18 protein-coding genes are annotated in these 16,421 nt (G+C 35.1%); 7 read left to right on the plus strand and 11 right to left on the minus strand.

The window, feature by feature from the left end; all coding sequences use genetic code 11:
* The first annotated feature begins 106 nt into the window (after nucleotides 1-106).
* The 5 genes from BST91_RS07715 (at nucleotide 107) to BST91_RS07735 (ending at nucleotide 3,769) form a co-directional block, all read left to right on the plus strand.
* Nucleotides 107-802: an SIR2 family NAD-dependent protein deacylase gene (locus tag BST91_RS07715; RefSeq protein WP_085775034.1), complete on the plus strand. Its 696-nt coding sequence runs from the start codon at nucleotides 107-109 to the stop codon at nucleotides 800-802.
* Complete coding sequence (locus tag BST91_RS07720) at nucleotides 786-1,352, plus strand: hypothetical protein (protein WP_042277857.1); 567 nt, start codon at nucleotides 786-788, stop codon at nucleotides 1,350-1,352. Before BST91_RS07715 ends, BST91_RS07720 begins: the two co-directional genes overlap by 17 nt.
* 48 nt (nucleotides 1,353-1,400) lie before the next feature.
* A complete protein-coding gene (purB, locus tag BST91_RS07725; RefSeq protein WP_085775035.1) occupies nucleotides 1,401-2,741 on the plus strand; it encodes an adenylosuccinate lyase in 1,341 nt (446 codons plus the stop codon).
* Nucleotides 2,742-2,988: 247 nt separating this feature from the next.
* On the plus strand, nucleotides 2,989-3,144 hold the full coding sequence (locus tag BST91_RS07730) for a YqaE/Pmp3 family membrane protein (protein ID WP_082586957.1): 156 nt from the start codon (nucleotides 2,989-2,991) through the stop codon (nucleotides 3,142-3,144).
* A gap of 226 nt (nucleotides 3,145-3,370) precedes the next feature.
* The gene (locus tag BST91_RS07735; RefSeq protein WP_244895592.1) at nucleotides 3,371-3,769 is read left to right on the plus strand and encodes a hypothetical protein; all 399 of its coding nucleotides are present in this window, start codon (nucleotides 3,371-3,373) and stop codon (nucleotides 3,767-3,769) included.
* 34 nt (nucleotides 3,770-3,803) lie between these two features.
* On the opposite strand, the gene BST91_RS07740 is transcribed toward BST91_RS07735, so the two are convergent.
* From BST91_RS07740 to BST91_RS07790, 10 genes are all read right to left on the minus strand, one after another.
* On the minus strand, nucleotides 3,804-4,376 hold the full coding sequence (locus tag BST91_RS07740; protein ID WP_157546925.1) for a hypothetical protein: 573 nt from the start codon (nucleotides 4,374-4,376) through the stop codon (nucleotides 3,804-3,806).
* Between the two features lie 128 nt (nucleotides 4,377-4,504).
* Nucleotides 4,505-5,203: a hypothetical protein gene (locus BST91_RS07745; RefSeq protein WP_085775038.1), complete on the minus strand. Its 699-nt coding sequence runs from the start codon at nucleotides 5,201-5,203 to the stop codon at nucleotides 4,505-4,507.
* A 240-nt stretch (nucleotides 5,204-5,443) separates the two neighbouring features.
* Nucleotides 5,444-6,151, minus strand: a complete 708-nt coding sequence (locus BST91_RS07750) for a sulfite exporter TauE/SafE family protein (protein WP_085775039.1) — start codon at nucleotides 6,149-6,151, stop codon at nucleotides 5,444-5,446.
* The gene (locus BST91_RS07755) at nucleotides 6,151-6,597 is read right to left on the minus strand and encodes a FixH family protein (protein WP_085775040.1); all 447 of its coding nucleotides are present in this window, start codon (nucleotides 6,595-6,597) and stop codon (nucleotides 6,151-6,153) included. The genes BST91_RS07750 and BST91_RS07755 overlap by 1 nt, the downstream gene beginning before the upstream one ends.
* A gap of 144 nt (nucleotides 6,598-6,741) precedes the next feature.
* Nucleotides 6,742-8,160, minus strand: coding sequence for a cytochrome c oxidase accessory protein CcoG (gene ccoG / locus BST91_RS07760; protein ID WP_085775041.1), 1,419 nt, complete (start codon nucleotides 8,158-8,160; stop codon nucleotides 6,742-6,744).
* Nucleotides 8,161-8,285: 125 nt separating this feature from the next.
* Complete coding sequence (locus tag BST91_RS07765; RefSeq protein WP_085775042.1) at nucleotides 8,286-9,257, minus strand: cbb3-type cytochrome c oxidase N-terminal domain-containing protein; 972 nt, start codon at nucleotides 9,255-9,257, stop codon at nucleotides 8,286-8,288.
* Nucleotides 9,254-9,448, minus strand: coding sequence for a CcoQ/FixQ family Cbb3-type cytochrome c oxidase assembly chaperone (locus BST91_RS07770; protein WP_042277839.1), 195 nt, complete (start codon nucleotides 9,446-9,448; stop codon nucleotides 9,254-9,256). Before BST91_RS07770 ends, BST91_RS07765 begins: the two co-directional genes overlap by 4 nt.
* A 6-nt stretch (nucleotides 9,449-9,454) precedes the next feature.
* Nucleotides 9,455-11,653: a cytochrome-c oxidase, cbb3-type subunit I gene (ccoN, locus tag BST91_RS07775; RefSeq protein ID WP_060524368.1), complete on the minus strand. Its 2,199-nt coding sequence runs from the start codon at nucleotides 11,651-11,653 to the stop codon at nucleotides 9,455-9,457.
* A 34-nt stretch (nucleotides 11,654-11,687) separates the two neighbouring features.
* On the minus strand, nucleotides 11,688-11,843 hold the full coding sequence (ccoS, locus tag BST91_RS07780) for a cbb3-type cytochrome oxidase assembly protein CcoS (protein WP_082586956.1): 156 nt from the start codon (nucleotides 11,841-11,843) through the stop codon (nucleotides 11,688-11,690).
* 343 nt (nucleotides 11,844-12,186) lie between these two features.
* A complete protein-coding gene (locus BST91_RS07790; RefSeq protein WP_085775043.1) occupies nucleotides 12,187-14,649 on the minus strand; it encodes a heavy metal translocating P-type ATPase in 2,463 nt (820 codons plus the stop codon).
* 149 nt (nucleotides 14,650-14,798) lie between these two features.
* Between BST91_RS07790 and BST91_RS07795 the strand changes: the two genes are divergently transcribed.
* Together BST91_RS07795 and BST91_RS07800 are read left to right on the plus strand one after the other, a co-directional pair.
* Nucleotides 14,799-15,020: a hypothetical protein gene (locus BST91_RS07795; RefSeq protein WP_085775044.1), complete on the plus strand. Its 222-nt coding sequence runs from the start codon at nucleotides 14,799-14,801 to the stop codon at nucleotides 15,018-15,020.
* Between the two features lie 109 nt (nucleotides 15,021-15,129).
* On the plus strand, nucleotides 15,130-15,831 hold the full coding sequence (locus tag BST91_RS07800; protein WP_060524360.1) for a Crp/Fnr family transcriptional regulator: 702 nt from the start codon (nucleotides 15,130-15,132) through the stop codon (nucleotides 15,829-15,831).
* Here the strand turns inward: BST91_RS07800 and BST91_RS07805 are convergent.
* Complete coding sequence (locus BST91_RS07805; protein WP_169709768.1) at nucleotides 15,828-16,421, minus strand: pyridoxine/pyridoxamine 5'-phosphate oxidase; 594 nt, start codon at nucleotides 16,419-16,421, stop codon at nucleotides 15,828-15,830. The genes BST91_RS07800 and BST91_RS07805 overlap by 4 nt on opposite strands.

Below are 16,421 nucleotides of genomic sequence, written 5' to 3' on the forward strand. Positions count from 1 at the left end.
TTGTTTTTTTGGGTCGGTAAAGATAATGCTATGGTCGCTTTCGCGAAAGCGTTACCACCACAATCCACAACAACTATTTTATATATCTTTATCCTAAAAGAAATACGTGAAAAATTTAGTGGTTTTAACTGGAGCTGGAGTAAGTGCAGAAAGTGGTATTTCAACCTTTAGAGATGCTGGTGGTTTGTGGGAAGGACATGATATTATGGAAGTAGCTTCACCACAAGGTTGGGAACGCAATCCCGAGCTGGTACTCGACTTTTACAATAAACGTAGAGCTCAATTAAAAACGGTTGAACCTAATGAAGCCCATCATATTATCGCAGGGCTAGAACGCAATTTTCAAGTAACTGTAATCACCCAAAATGTAGATGATTTACATGAACGAGCTGGCAGTAGTAGCGTTTTACATTTACATGGAGAATTACGCAAAGTACGCAGTACGGTAAATCCAGATGATATCGCACACCATGAGGATGATCTACATCTAGGTGATTGTTGTGCAGCTGGTCATCAATTAAGGCCACATATTGTATGGTTTGGCGAGGATGTTCCTGCCATGAATAAGGCCATTGACATCACCAGTAAAGCCGACTTATTTTTAGTAGTTGGAACTTCATTACAAGTATATCCGGCTGCCGGTTTGATAGATTACACTCCTATTAATTGCCAGCATTTTTTAGTAGATCCTAATCCTGCGCTCTCCTCAAAAAATGGCCTTACGGTAATAGAAGATGTTGCAAGTACTGGAATGAGAAAAATCGAAGAATTATTGTTCTTACATCATGATAAAAAAGATTGATCTCGAGACTGAATTAAACGCATTAAAGGCCTACAAAAAAGAGCGTGTGCGTATAGGAACACTGGTTGTAAAAGAAAATGGTATACCAGAGCTTATCTCATTGTGCGCAGTTGACAGTAAAGTTAGTCATCAGGCATGCTGGTGCCTAGAACAGTCTTTTTTACTGTTCCCGGATGCTACTATGAAGCACATTGATGCGATCGCAAACTTATATAACCAAGAGCTCAACTCGTCGGCTATGAGGTCTTTATCAAAAATAGCTTCAGTAATAACTAAAAAGTATTATTCTAAAAGGTCACATCCATTTCAAAAACAACTAACAAAAGAGCATCGTGAACATTTTGTAACGGGTTGTTTCTATACTTTGATAACGCATACTGATTGCACAGCAAATATGGCAATGGCTACAAACAGCTTGTATGAGTTAGGTAAGGAGTTTGAATGGATTTATCCTGAATTAGTTCCCACTATTGAGAGACTGCTTACTCAAACAAAAACTAAAGGATATCGTGCTAGTGCTGCCAAAGTATTAGATGCTATAAACACCTAATACTCTCGGAAATTTAGCGTACTTTTGCGTGCTTTAAAGACAGAAATTATGCCTACTGCTTTACAAGCTATCTCTCCTGTAGATGGTCGTTATCGATCAAAAGTTGAACCGCTAGCCGATTACTTCTCAGAATATGCTCTTATTAAATATAGAGTTCTAGTTGAAGTAGAATATTTTATCGCTTTAAGCGAAAGCGGAATACCTCAACTACAGCCGCTTGATGAAGCGACACAAGAGGAACTTAAAAATCTATATCGCAACTTTACTGAAGAAAACGCTCAAGAAGTAAAAGACATTGAAAAGGTTACTAACCACGATGTCAAAGCAGTGGAATATTTCTTGAAAAAGGCGTTTGATCGATTAGGTCTAAGCGATGTAAAAGAATTTATACATTTTGGTCTTACATCACAAGATGTAAATAATACAGCCATTCCATTATCCATTAAAGATGCTGTTGAGAATGCTTACTTACCTATATTAGACGAGGTTAAGGATAAATTGAATAATTTATCTATTGAGTGGAAAGATATTCCAATGCTAGCCAGGACTCATGGACAACCTGCCTCGCCTACAAGATTAGGTAAAGAATTTTATGTGTACGTAGTTCGTTTAGAAGAACAACTCAACATGCTAGAGCATGTGCAGCACGCGGCAAAATTTGGTGGTGCTACTGGAAATTACAATGCTCATCACATTGCTTATCCAAACATTGATTGGCAAAAATTTGGTGAAGACTTTGTAGAAAATCGATTAGGATTGAAACATAGTTTTCCAACTACACAAATAGAGCATTACGATCATATGGCCTCACTTTTTGATACCTTAAAAAGAATTAATACCATTTTAATAGATCTGGATCGTGATATCTGGACCTACATTTCTATGGATTATTTTAAGCAAAAGATTAAAAAAGGTGAAGTAGGTTCAAGTGCCATGCCTCATAAAGTAAACCCTATTGATTTCGAAAATTCTGAAGGAAATCTAGGAATCGCAAATGCGTTATTTGAACATTTGAGCGCAAAACTTCCAGTATCTAGACTACAGAGAGATTTAACAGACTCTACAGTTTTAAGAAACGTAGGAATGCCACTAGCCCATACTTTAATTGCTTTTCAGGCAACATTAAAAGGTTTAGGTAAATTATTATTGAACGAGCAGGCGATAGCACAAGATCTTGAAAACAATTGGGCTGTAGTTGCTGAAGCTATTCAAACCATCCTGCGTCGTGAGGCATACCCAAATCCTTATGAAGCACTAAAAGAACTTACTAGAACCAATGAAAAAATAACTGGTAAGAGTATTGCGCAATTTATTAACACGCTTAATGTAGATGAATCTGTTAAGGAAGAGATGAGAGGAATATCACCATCCTCGTATACCGGTATTTAACTAGTAACATATAAAATCACATATTATTAAACCATCTCATATTGAGATGGTTTTTTTTGTGAAATTTCTCATTAAAGTTTTATTACGTTGAGTTAGAAACACCAGTAATACTTTAATAATTAAAATCACCTTACCTATTTTTAAGTTAATTTATTACAAAATAAGTTAATAGTTTTCAATTGATTAGATTTTAATAATGTTATCAATATTGGGATAGTAATTTAGAATCGAATCAAAAACAAAAACTATGTCAATTTTAACTATCATCTTAAACATTTTTATCCCACCATTAGGAGTAGGGCTAGCCAAAGGTTTTGGCAAAGATTTTCTTATCAACCTGATATTAACTCTAATATTTTTTATCCCAGGAGTTATACACGCGTTTATTGTAACAAGTAGATAATCTTTATTAAGAAAATAGAAATTAATAATCACATTAAATCAAGAAAAATCATGAAAAATATATTATACCATTTTTTATAAGTGCATCCATATTAACTAGTTGCGATGTAAAAAAAACAGAAAAAGGAAGTTTACCCGAAGTAGATGTTGATGTTGAAGCTGAAGCAGGAAATTTACCAGAATATGAAGTAAACTGGGCAGATGTCGATCTAACGACAGAAACTAGAATGGTAGAGGTTCCTAAAGTGGTCGTAGTAATGGAAGAAGAAGAAGTTGAAGTTCCCGTTATTGACGTAGATATGCCTGGTGAAGATAAGAATGAACGTACCTTACTTGTAGAGGCAGAAGTATCTGATTATGATCATGAATTAGAAATTGAAGAGGTACGTGCTGCCAATAAAAAATTATATGTTATAGCGTCACTAGAAAAAACAGAAACTAGTTTAGACGGGAAGACTATAAGAAAACAAGATCAAATAGACCTCAATGCTCCAGCTATGGATGTGGAATACATAATTATTGGAGAACGTCCAGACAGAGTATTTAATAAGAATAATACATACGTAGCAAGTAAAGCAAATCTTAACGATGCTATTAAGAATGCTACTGTAATTTATTCAGAATAAAGACAGTTAAAATCAGTATGAAAAACGCGCCTTATTAGGGCGCGTTTTTTTCTTCTACAATTTTTACATCAATACTAGGAATATGTTGTTTAAAGAACATTTTAAGCTTCAATAATGACTCCTTTTCAAAATCAAAAAAATATAAATAATCTACTCTATTTTCAATGGAAGTAACAGCTACAAATTTTTCAGACAATCTTATTTCTTTAAAATTAATAATAGTATCAAAGTACTCAATATCATTTTTCCTAAAAATAAGTTGATTCTCGTTAATCGCAACTATAGCTTGCTCCTCAATTTGAATTTTATAACTAGCAATAACTAAAACGATTAAGATTACAATAAGATAAAAAATATTGTTTTCAGGCCAATCATCGACTTCAAATTCAATTATATCTCTAAATAAAACAACATATAAAGAGGCACAAAGCAAGAATAGTAACCATCCAAATTTTGAGAAATGGTTTACTTTTTTTTCGGGTTCTTTAAAGCCAGCTTTATCTGTATTTACTTTATTTAGTTTGACTATGGTTTGAAAAACCAGAATAAATATTGCAGAAATCAGTAAGTAATAAGGTCCATAAACCTCGTAGTGTTTATTGTACAAGATTTGAATTAATAAAATCAAGTATGCTGTATAATGCAAAACCCTTAACCAGATATTTTGTCGCCTCCTTTTTAAGAAGTATCGTTGATCAAATACGCTGTCTATGTGCTGTAAAAAACGAGCTATCACTATCTTACATGCTTCAGCGTTCTTATAAAGCCGTTAGAATCCTCAATACGTGTAACATAAATCCCTGAAACTAGACCGGTTTTTAACTCATAAGTAGTACCTACTAGAACCTTTTCATCTGCAATCAATTTACCAGTAAGGTCATAAGTCGATAATCGGTAAGTATCTGGTCTAGAAAAATAAAAGGTATCCTCCACTACCCTAACATCAAATTGAGCCATATTTGGACTCTGTTCACTCAGAGTACTTGGTTGCCATCCATAGTCTGACCCTTTCAAATCAGGACTTTGTCTAGATAAATCGGTAGTTATAATTAAAAAATACCAATCATTTACTTGTGTTCCAGTTGGAATTGTTGTCAAATTTAAATTAGGCTCCTCTTGATAAATGCGGTTTGCAATATCAATTTGTGCCACATAAGCGCCTGCAGTAGCGTCATAATTAAATACGACAAAGGTAGACGTGTCACTGAAGTCATCATGATAATCCCAAGTACTAGGAACGCCATCAGTTTCTAATCCAGTATAGAGAAGCAAGTTAGGGTCTCCCATAGGGTCAAATAAAGAATAATCGCCTTGAGCTCCATAAGTTATAGTTATTGTACCACTATTTATATCAGCTGGGTTTGGATTCAATTGAATTTGACCGTGAGCAGTAATACTTAGTATGATGAAAAAGAAAAGTAATTTTAGCCTCATAAAAATCTTTTAACGATCTCTAAAAATAGAAAAAACCTAATTGTGAGACAACTAAGTTTTTTATTTAAGCTATAACAAAACCTTCTTAAAGATATTATTTCATTTTATCACCTTTAGCTAAATTCATAACTATGGCAACCATAGCTATACAAACCAGCACAAAGACTCCAATAATTACAGCTCCATAAGTCCAATTCACAAGCGGTAGCATATACATATTCATAGTAAAATATTATAAAATTAATGACATTTATATTGAGAGCTTACCTGCTCTACAGTTACATTTTCTGATGGTGAAACATAGGGTATATCTAACCCTAGACCTCTTAATACAAACAAAGCTCCAATCACAACAACAACCACAGGGATCATTTTAATTACCCGTTTTTTAACCTGTCCAGTTAAAAAATTTCCTAGATAAATAGCAGTAGTCATCATAGGAATTGTTCCTAGACCAAACATCAACATATAGATTCCACTTGCGCTCACACTGTTCATAGCAACAGAAGCAAATACGGCCATGTATACTAAGCCACATGGTAAAAAGCCATTAAGAAAACCCATCATAAAAAAGTTTTCATAACCTCTTTTTTTGAGCTGTTGGGATAAACTAGATTTCACCTTACCAATAAGTAAATAAACTGGTTTTGTTATAGAAAATCTCTGTAAAAATTTAGAAGATAATACCACAGTAGCGATCATTATTATTCCTACACCAATAGAAATGTATTGCTGAAATCCGAATAAATGAGCACCACGTCCTATATATCCAAGCATCATTCCTATTGTAGCATAGGTAAATAATCTACCACTGTGATAACTGACTAATTGTCCCCACCTTTTAGTAGGGCTTTTTCTATCCAACGGCAGTAAAAAAGCTATTGGACCACACATACCTACACAGTGAAAACTCCCTAATAGACCCAGTATGAAAGCAGTATATATCATTAATACAAAATAGATTCTTTATACAGATAATCATTATCTTTAGTAGTCCATTCAATAGTAATGTTCCAACGACCGTCCACCAGCTTGTTATCAGGTATGAGCAAGTGAGAACCAGATAATTTCAAATCAAATTGAGTATCTAGTTTTTGGTTGGACGGTCTATATAGGAACACTGTGCCAGAACTATTAATCTCGTTTATTTCTTCAGGAAACTCTATTAACCAACCTTCCTTAGTTCGCTTTCCATTAATTTTTTTAGATAAACTTTCAAGACGCTTTTCCTGATCAATTTCATCTTGATATGCCATCTCCTTTGCGTAGTAATTTTCAGTTACAAGATCGTGATCATAATCGCTATCAGTAAGCATGGTTATTACCATAAACATGATAAAAGCAATAAATCCTATCATTCCTAGAACAATACCGGTTCCCCAATTCCATTTCATATTTTATAGTTTTTAACTCTTATATTATTTGTGCATGCCAGCTACCCTACTTTAGGTAGCTGTCGGGCTATATGTTACAATTCCTCGCTATTAGTTATTGTATAACTATAGCTGCGGGATTTTCACTACTATCCCTCATGCGTTTTAATTAAAACTTCTAGGTCCCAAAAAGGTAGTTGTTGTAGTTTCAATTAAATGTGAACCACTGTAAATACCTATTTCAACCTTATCTTTTTCTTTTTTAAGTAAGTTTGAGTCAATTTCAATAAACAATGTCCCTTCTGCGAGCTCTTGCGCTGGTACATTAACCTCATCATTTACCACTTTTATAAAACCGTCATGCGATAATAACTTAAAGCTAACATCCTCAATATTTTGAGTGGTTTTATTCACTAATTTGTAGGTAAAAACATTACTTATATTACTGCCTTCTTTATGCTCATACAATTGACCAGGTAGACGTAGGATTCTAGCCTCAATATCATTACGTAAAAACAACATACCGACTAGCACCGCAATTAATACACCTAGCACCACACTATAACCTTTAAGCCTAGGAGTAAATTCAAATTTTGTTTTTTTCTCAATATTTTCCTCACTTGCATAGCGTATGAGACCTTTAGGCAATCCCACATTTTCCATCATGCTATCACAGGCATCAATACATGCGGTACAATTGACACATTCCAGCTGTGTACCATTTCTTATATCGATACCAGTCGGACAAACATGAACACACTGTGCACAATCAATACAATCTCCTTTACCACTGGCTTCACGATTTTCTGATTTTTTAAACTTTGCACGCCCTTTTTCTTTTTCACCTCGCTTATAGTCATAAGCTACCACTATAGATTTATTATCCAATAAAACTCCTTGTAATCTACCGTAAGGACACGCAATAACACATACTTGCTCTCTAAACCAAGCAAAGACAAAGTAAAAAACTGCTGTAAAAATTAATAACGAAATAAATGTGCTTAGGTGGTACTTGGGTCCATCAATCACATACTTAAGTAATTGATCACTACCTATCAAATAAGCTAAAAAAACATTAGCTATTAAGAACGAAATAATAAAGAAGACAATCCATTTAATGACTCTTTTCTTAATTTTTTCGGCATTCCATGGAGCTTTTTTCAGTCTAATTTGCTTACCACGATCGCCTTCAATCCAGTATTCAATCCTTCTAAATACCATTTCCATAAAAATGGTTTGAGGACATATCCAACCGCAAAAAATACGACCATAGGCTACAGTGAAAAACACCACAAATAGAACACCTATAAGCATACTTATGACTACTAGGTGAAAATCTTGAGGCCAGAATGGTTGACCAAAAATATTAAACCTTCTTTCAAGAACATTTATCATGATAAACTGATTACCATTTATCTTGATAAAAGGAGAAATAAATAATATCGTAAGCAGAAAATAGCTTACAATCTTACGCCAATTGTAATACCTACCAGAAGGTTTTTTAGGAAATATCCATGCGCGTTTCCCATCTTGGGTAACGGTGCTTATACTGTCTCTAAAAACTTCAGCTTCTGGCGATTTCATACTATTTATTTTATTCGTAATAACTAGGATACTTTTGAGTTAGGGATTGAGACGGCATCCTCTTGTGGTAGCAAGAGATATAGTCGAAAGCCCGACCCAAAGTCCCAAGGACTTTGGGAAACTTCCTAATTAAATTTTGAATTAGTTACTACACTATTTTGTAAACTATCGGTTACTATCGTTTTGGCTGGATTTTCAATTATCATTTTATCAGGAGCATCAGGATTGTTCCATATTTCTCCTTGAGGTTCTTTAGGTTCGGCTGGTGTGGTTCCCTCGAACTGCATGACATAACTGGCTACTTGAGCAATTTGTGCTGGCTTAAGTTCAGTCTTCCATGGTACCATTCCTTTGCCACTACGACCACCTTCTGAAATGGTATTGAAAATATTTTTTATGCCACCACCAAGTATCCAGTAGGAATCTGTTAAATTGGGGCCTATTCCACCACCACCATCAACCTTATGACATGCAGCACAGTTTTGATTAAAAATTTCCTTACCAGCATTTAAATCACTTGCGTCGGTCAATAATGTAACTGTGTTTACATCTACTAGATCTTTAGCCGTTTTTTTCCATTCTTCTACTTGTGCTCGAGCAATTTCCATTTCAGTTTCAAATTCTGATGCTTGGTCATACACATTAAATACATGGAATCGCGCCAGGTAAACTACACCAAAAATGATAGTTGCATAAAACATGTAAAGCCACCATGGCGGTAAGTTGTTATCTAATTCTTGTATACCGTCGTAATTATGATCGAGTACAATCTCGTGCTCGCTTTCAATAGGTTTGCTATCTAGAGATTTTTTATACACTCTTTTTATTCTAGCAAATTGATTTTCCTTACGTGTTTTTTCGGCAAGGTCATAGCGCTCTTTTGCTTCTTTGTCAAGGGTGTTGTATAGGACCGCTTTTAAAGTTGAAATACTGGCCTCACCGGCGATCATAAGTATTATTAAAAGTGCAACCAGCGGCCAAAACCACACTTTTTCAAATGCTGAAAACGGTTGGTCTGGTGAAGCTACAAACATGAGCAAGCCTGATGCAACGACTGCAAAAACACCAACTCTTATATAGGATGATAAGGTTCTCATTGTTTATTAATATTTGTAGTTAAAGAATCATCTAAGGGTATGTTACTCACCTCTTCAATGTGTTGCTTTTTTGCTGTTGCTACCCAAAAGAAGAGTGCTACAAAAAAGACGAAGAATATGAGTAAGGAGATCATGGGATAAATACTAACTCCATCAATCTGTTCTAAATTTTGTTTTACAAACTTGAGCATGACTTATTAATTTGATGCAGTTTGCGCTGCGTTACTTATAACTTTTATATCAGTCCCTAATCGCTGTAAATAAGCAATAAGAGCGGTTATCTCGCGATCTTTAATTTCTACAAACTCCTCACCTTGTTGTTGCTTTCTAGTTTTATCTGCCTGGTAAGTTTTTAAGAAGTCTGGATCTTCAGATAGGTTGCTTTGTATTTGACTACCTTGTTCGTCCATCCATTCTTGAGCTCGATCTACATCATCCTGCGTATAGGGAACACCTAGTGAAATCATGGCTTCCATTTTAGCCTCGGTATTTGATTTGTCAAGTTTTGATGTGATTAACCATTTATAAGCTGGCATTATGGAACCATCTGATGTACTTTGAGGATCATACATGTGATTAAAGTGCCAATTATCGTTGTATTTTCCTCCTATCCTAAGCAAATCAGGACCTGTACGTTTACTACCCCAAAGGAATGGGTGATCATATACAAATTCACCAGCCTTAGCATACTCTCCATATCGTTCAACTTCACTACGGAAAGGACGTACCATTTGAGAGTGACAATTATTACAACCTTCTCGTATGTATATATCACGACCTTCTAGTTCAAGAGGTGTATATGGCTTTACGCTCGAGATAGTTGGAACGTAATCATCAACTAGTAAGGAAGGTATAATTTGGACTGCACCACCAATTAAAATTGCTATTGTAGCATATATAGTTAATTTGACTGGTCTTCTTTCTAACCATGTGTGATATCCTTCTTTGGCAGTTCTACTAGAGGTTACAGCAGGTAGAGCCGCAGCTTCTGCAAGTTCATCGGTTACTTTTTTACCAGAACGAGCTGTCATAATCACATTATAGACTCCTACTAACGCACCTACTATATATAAACTTCCTCCTATAGCGCGCATCCAGTACATAGGCATAATTTCATTTACAGTCTCTAGGAAATTACCGTAAACTAAGGTACCGTCTGGATTAAATTGTTTCCACATAAAAGCCTGCACAAATCCAGCTACATACATGGGTAATGCGTAAAGCATGATTCCTAATGTACCTATCCAAAAATGAACATTTGCTAATTTATTAGACCACAATTTTGTTTTGAACAGTTTAGGCACTAGCCAATATATCATACCGAAGGTTAAGAAACCGTTCCAGGCCAAAGCTCCTACGTGAACGTGAGCTACAATCCAATCGGTAAAATGGGCAATAGCATTAACATTTTTAAGCGATAACATAGGTCCTTCAAATGTGGCCATACCATATCCTGTGATAGCTACCACCATAAATTTAAGTACTGGACTAGTGCGCACCTTATCCCATGCACCGCGTAACGTAAGCAGTCCGTTTATCATTCCACCCCATGATGGAGCGATCAACATTACTGAAAAAGCTACTCCTAAATTTTGTGCCCAATCTGGTAGTGCAGAATATAACAGATGGTGAGGACCAGCCCATATGTAGATGAAAATCAAAGACCAAAAGTGGACTATGGACAACCTGTATGAATACACTGGTCTATTGGCTGCTTTAGGAACAAAATAATACATAAGTCCTAAGAAAGGTGTAGTTAAGAAAAAAGCAACTGCATTATGACCATACCACCATTGAACTAGCGCATCCTGAACACCTGCATAGGCTGAATAACTCTTTAAAAAGGTTACAGGCAACTCCATGCTATTAACAATATGAAGTACCGCAACAGTAACAAATGTTGCTAGATAAAACCAAATAGCTACATACAAATGTCGTTGCCTTCTTTTAAGTATAGTTCCTATAAGATTTGCTCCAAAAGCTACCCACACAATTGCAATTGCAATATCTATAGGCCATTCCAGCTCGGCATATTCCTTGGAACTTGTATAACCTAATGGTAGGGTTATAGCCGCTGCAACAATAATAAGTTGCCATCCCCAAAAATTGAAATTACTTAAAAAATCACTCCACATACGAGCCTTTAGCAGTCGTTGGGTAGAGTAATAAACACCTGCATAAATTGCATTACCTACAAATGCAAATATCACTGCATTGGTGTGAAGAGGCCTTAAACGACCGAAGCTTAGCCATGAAATACCGTCGGTTACATTAGGAAAAATGAACATGAATGCGAGTAATAACCCTACACTCATACCTACGACACCCCAAACTAGAGTTGCGACTATAAATTTGCGTACAATCTTGTTATCGTAGTAAAATTGTTGCAGTTCCATACTTGAATTAATTAGTGGTTTTAAAAATTACATTTTAGTCTTGAAGCACATCTTCATCATCAAACAACATGCGAACTGATGGTGTGTACGTGTCGTCATATTGACCACTGCGTACAGAGATCACAAAGGCTATAAAAAATCCTATAGCAACAACCACGCTTATGGCTAGTAATAAATAAATGATGTTCATACCTGACTTATTTTATACGGTAAAATTAGATCTAGATGCCACCTTGAAATGGTGACTTTTGTCACTTAATACCTATCTTTTTTTGTTGTTTTAAACAAATGCATACATGGCTATAAGTTGAGTTTCATAGCGCAGTTTGGTCCATTGGTTTAACATTGCGACATCTTCTTGGAGTAGCAATGAGTTTTTTATTTGAAGTAATTCTTGTTGCAGCAAAAAATATTGGGAAGACAGTTGATCCAATTCAGGAACAAGGTCTGACTTCTCCCGAGAAACATAACACTGTGTTCTAAGTGCCTGTATCTTAGATTCGAGTATCGATAATTGGTTATTCATAATTTAATTATGGTTTGATTTTATTTGAAGCGTAATAAGAAAACAAGGTGGTAAATACCACAATGCTTATGGAACTCAAAGGCATTAAAATAGCAGCAATAACTGGTTGCAAATGACCGGTTACAGCAAAACCTAAGCCTATAAGATTATAGAGTAATGAAAAGATAAAAGCGTATGAAATAATAGATCTTGCCTTCTTAGCTAGTTGTAAATACTGAGGTAAAAAATGAAATTGTGAAGCATCAATGATACCATCACATGCAGGAGAAAAAACATTTACATTTTCAGAAATGGCGATACCTACATCACTTTGTTTAAGAGCTCCTGCATCATTTAAACCATCTCCTATCATCATTACTTTGCTACCATTATTTTGTAATTCTTTTACAAATCGCATTTTATCATCAGGCCTTTGATTAAATAAAAAGCGAGTACTTTCTGGAAGCATTTTTTTCAAAGCCTGTAATTCACCTTCATTATCACCAGATAAGACCACAATTTGATATGATTTCTCAAGTTCTTTTAAAGTCTCAGCCATTCCAGGGCGATATTCTGTATGAAAAATGTAGCATCCTTTATAGGAATAATCTGTTGCTATATGAACTGCCGTCTGTTTACTGCCACTTACATCAATTGAATTTGAAGAATCGATACCAACATATCGCGCCGATCCTATTTTAATAGTTTGAGATGCAATGGAACCTGTGATTCCTTGTCCTACATGTTCTTGAAAAGTGTCTAACGTTTGAATGTTATTCTCCTGTAAAATTTTATATAAGGATCTACTCAAGGGATGGTTTGATGCCTTAAGAGTACTGGACAATAATTGTTTTTCCATATCATCCAGAGCAATTCCCTCATAATGAACTGTATTTTTAGAAGCGCTGGTTAAAGTACCCGTTTTGTCAAAGATGATTGTATCTATCTCAGACATCTTTTCTATAACATGACTGTTTTTAAGATATAGCTTTACCTTACCATAAAATCGTAATACATTGCCCAATGTAAACGGAGCGGCAAGTGCAATGGCACAAGGACAAGCTACTATAAGCACCGCTGTAAAAACATTAAGCGCCAAACTACTGTCGTAAAACAACCAGAATAAAGCAGCAATGATCGCTACACTTAAAATCCCGATCGTAAATCTTTTACTTATTCGGTCGGTTATAGATTGTAACCGTGTATTATCCTCTTCTTTAAAAATTTCGTTGGACCATAATTGAGTCAAATAAGATTGCTCGACTCCTTTAATCACCTCTAGCTCAAGCAAGCCAGATTCCTGCCTACCACCTGCATAAATTTTATCTCCTGATTGTTTAGGCACTGGCTGTGCCTCGCCAGTTACAAAACTATAATCTATAAGCGCCTTTCCCTTTATCAGAATAGCATCCACAGGGATAAGTTCCCCATTCCTAATCAGAATTCTATCACCAGGTTGTAATTCATAAACTGGCGTTTGCACCTCGCAATCAAGGTTACTCTTGTTAGGTTGATTTATTGTGTTGTTGATCTCGCTTTCGCGAAAGCGTAATTCTTCACTTTCCCGAGGTTTTACAATCTTTGTAACACCTATAGGGAAATAGCTTTTGTAATCACGTTCAAACGAAAGATAGGCATAGGTTTTTTGTTGAAAAAATTTACCCAACAAAAGAAAAAAGACGAGTCCTGCAAGACTATCCAGAAAGCCCGTACCCCAATCCATTATAATTTCTATAAGTGACCTTAAGAAAAGTACACTTATCCCTATCGCGATAGGCACGTCTATATATAAAATCCTTGATTTTACACCTTTAAAGGCCGAAATGAAGTAGTCTACACCACTATAAAATACTACAGGTATTGAAAAAGCAAGCATTAACCATCTAAATACGTGTTTAAATTGATCTAGCCAGTATTCATTTACTTCAAAATACTCTGGAAAGGACAAGAACATTATATTGCCAAATGCAAATCCAGCTACACCTAATTTATAAATCAGACTGCGGTCTTTTACTTTTTTTGACTTTTTTGAATCTTCAAGAGAAATGTAAGGTTCATATCCTAGATTAGATAATAGTATTACCAAAGATTTTAAATTAAGATGCTCTGGTTGATAAACTATTCTTACCGTTTTTTCAGGAAAATTAACCTGAGATTGTGTAACAGCTGGGTTGATTTTATGCAAATGTTCCAGTACCCAAATGCAACTACTGCAATGCATAGAAGGGATAAGGAGCTGTACAATTTGTGTATCTTGTTCATTAAACTCTAAAATGGAATTAACAATATCCTGATTTTCTAAAAAATCAAATTTTCCTTCAAAATCTCTCGGACTCACTCCTGGATGTTGTTCAAGATCGTAGTAATAGGATAAATTGTTTTCATTCAAAATATCATAAACCGTCTTACAACCATGACAACAAAATACCTTGTGATCATGTTCAATAGCACCCGTAATACACGGATCACCACAGTGGAAACATTTTTCCATTTATCTAGTTCTTAAAATTGCTTATACCTGGGACAAAGGTGAGCACAAGACAAGCAATAAAACGGTGACTTTTGTCACCCTAGAACAATAAATTATGAAATGATTAGTAATTAAAAAACTGTATTTCAGTATTTTAAAATAAAAACTCTATGAGAATTAATGCACTATTTTGGGTTTATTTGGTGACGGCAGTATTAGTAATCCTCACCGTTTCTAGTCAACTAGGTACTTCGTTTAAATGGATTTTTACAGGTACCTTAATTGGTCAACTATTATTACTTATTATGGTTTATAAAATTTTGACCGATGATTATGAGACTGATAAAACTTTTGAAGATTTCTATGACGATCGCCCTGACTTGGGTAAATAAAAACTAATATTTACTGTTTTGTTGTTCAAGTATAGTACGCCTGGTTTTTATTTAATTGAACATTAGTAGATGTTTTATTAATTTTACACATTGTTTGATCAGGTATCATATGAATCATCATAAAGAAAGTCGTTGTGAGAATTGTGTAATTAGACAGCTTAATTCCCTCAAGGCTTTATCAAAGGAACAGCTCAAAGAAATAAGTGACAGCAAAGTAACCAAATCTATTAAAAAAGGTGAAGTCATATTTGCTGAAGGTGAGCGACTACACGGCGTTTTCTGTGTAAGAAATGGTGTTTCTAAATTGTCCAAGACTAGTGAGAACGGTAAAGACCAAATTGTAAAAATTGCTACTAAGGGTGAAGTATTAGGACAGCGATCGGTTATTACCGAGGAATCGGCCAATTTAAGTGCTGTTGCATTAAATGACATGGAAATGTGCTACATTCCAAAAACCCATTTAATCAATAATATAAATCGCAACCCAAAGTTTACAAAAGCTGTTCTCATTCAAATGGCCGATGATTTGAAATTTGCTGATGATGTAATCGTAAATATGGCGCAAAAATCGGTGAAGCAGCGCATTGCAGAAACATTGATGTACTTAGAGAAAAATTTTGGAATTGATCAAGAAGGCTACATTTCTATGACTCTTACCAGAGAAGATATTGCTAACGTAGTTGGTACTGCCAAAGAAGCTTGTATACGTACCTTGACTAGTTTTAAAAAGGAGGACTGGATTATTACCGATGGTAAGCGAATTAAAATCACCGATAAAAACGCTCTCTTAAAATTGAGTAAAGGATTTTAAGTGTAACACCACTCATCTATTTTTGACCAAACGTGATTAGGGTCAACCTTGTAAATTTCGCTTTTTTGTATCCTACTCTTTAAGGAAGTAATGAATATAAATTCCTTTGGTCGGATAGTAATTCCACCCCAATGGCTTGGACGCTTAATATCTTTATTTGCATTCATTTGAGTAACCTTATTGAGATTATCAAGTAAACATTTTCTTGAGGAGATGATAGCACTTTGGTTACTAGCCAATGCACCTAATTGACTTTCTCTAGGTCTTCTGAAAAAATAGTTGTCAGAAATTTCACTTTCTGTTTGAGAAGCTAGACCTTTTACAATAATCCTCCTAGAGATATGAGGCCAATTGAACTCCAAACTGCAATTAGGATTAGATATTAAATCCATGGCTTTATTACTGTTATAATTAGTAAAAAAAGTAAGACCTTTCCAATCGTATTCTTTTAGAAGCACTACTCGATTATTGATTTCAAGGTCGTTACTTATCGTTGTTAATCTCATAGCATTACACTCGGGAACATGTGGATGATCCCGAGCGGTAATTAGCCATTCATGAAATAATTGTAAAGGGTTACAATCGTCCAC

Source organism: Nonlabens tegetincola, from assembly GCF_002117085.1.
Classification (GTDB): Bacteria; Bacteroidota; Bacteroidia; order Flavobacteriales; family Flavobacteriaceae; genus Nonlabens; species Nonlabens tegetincola.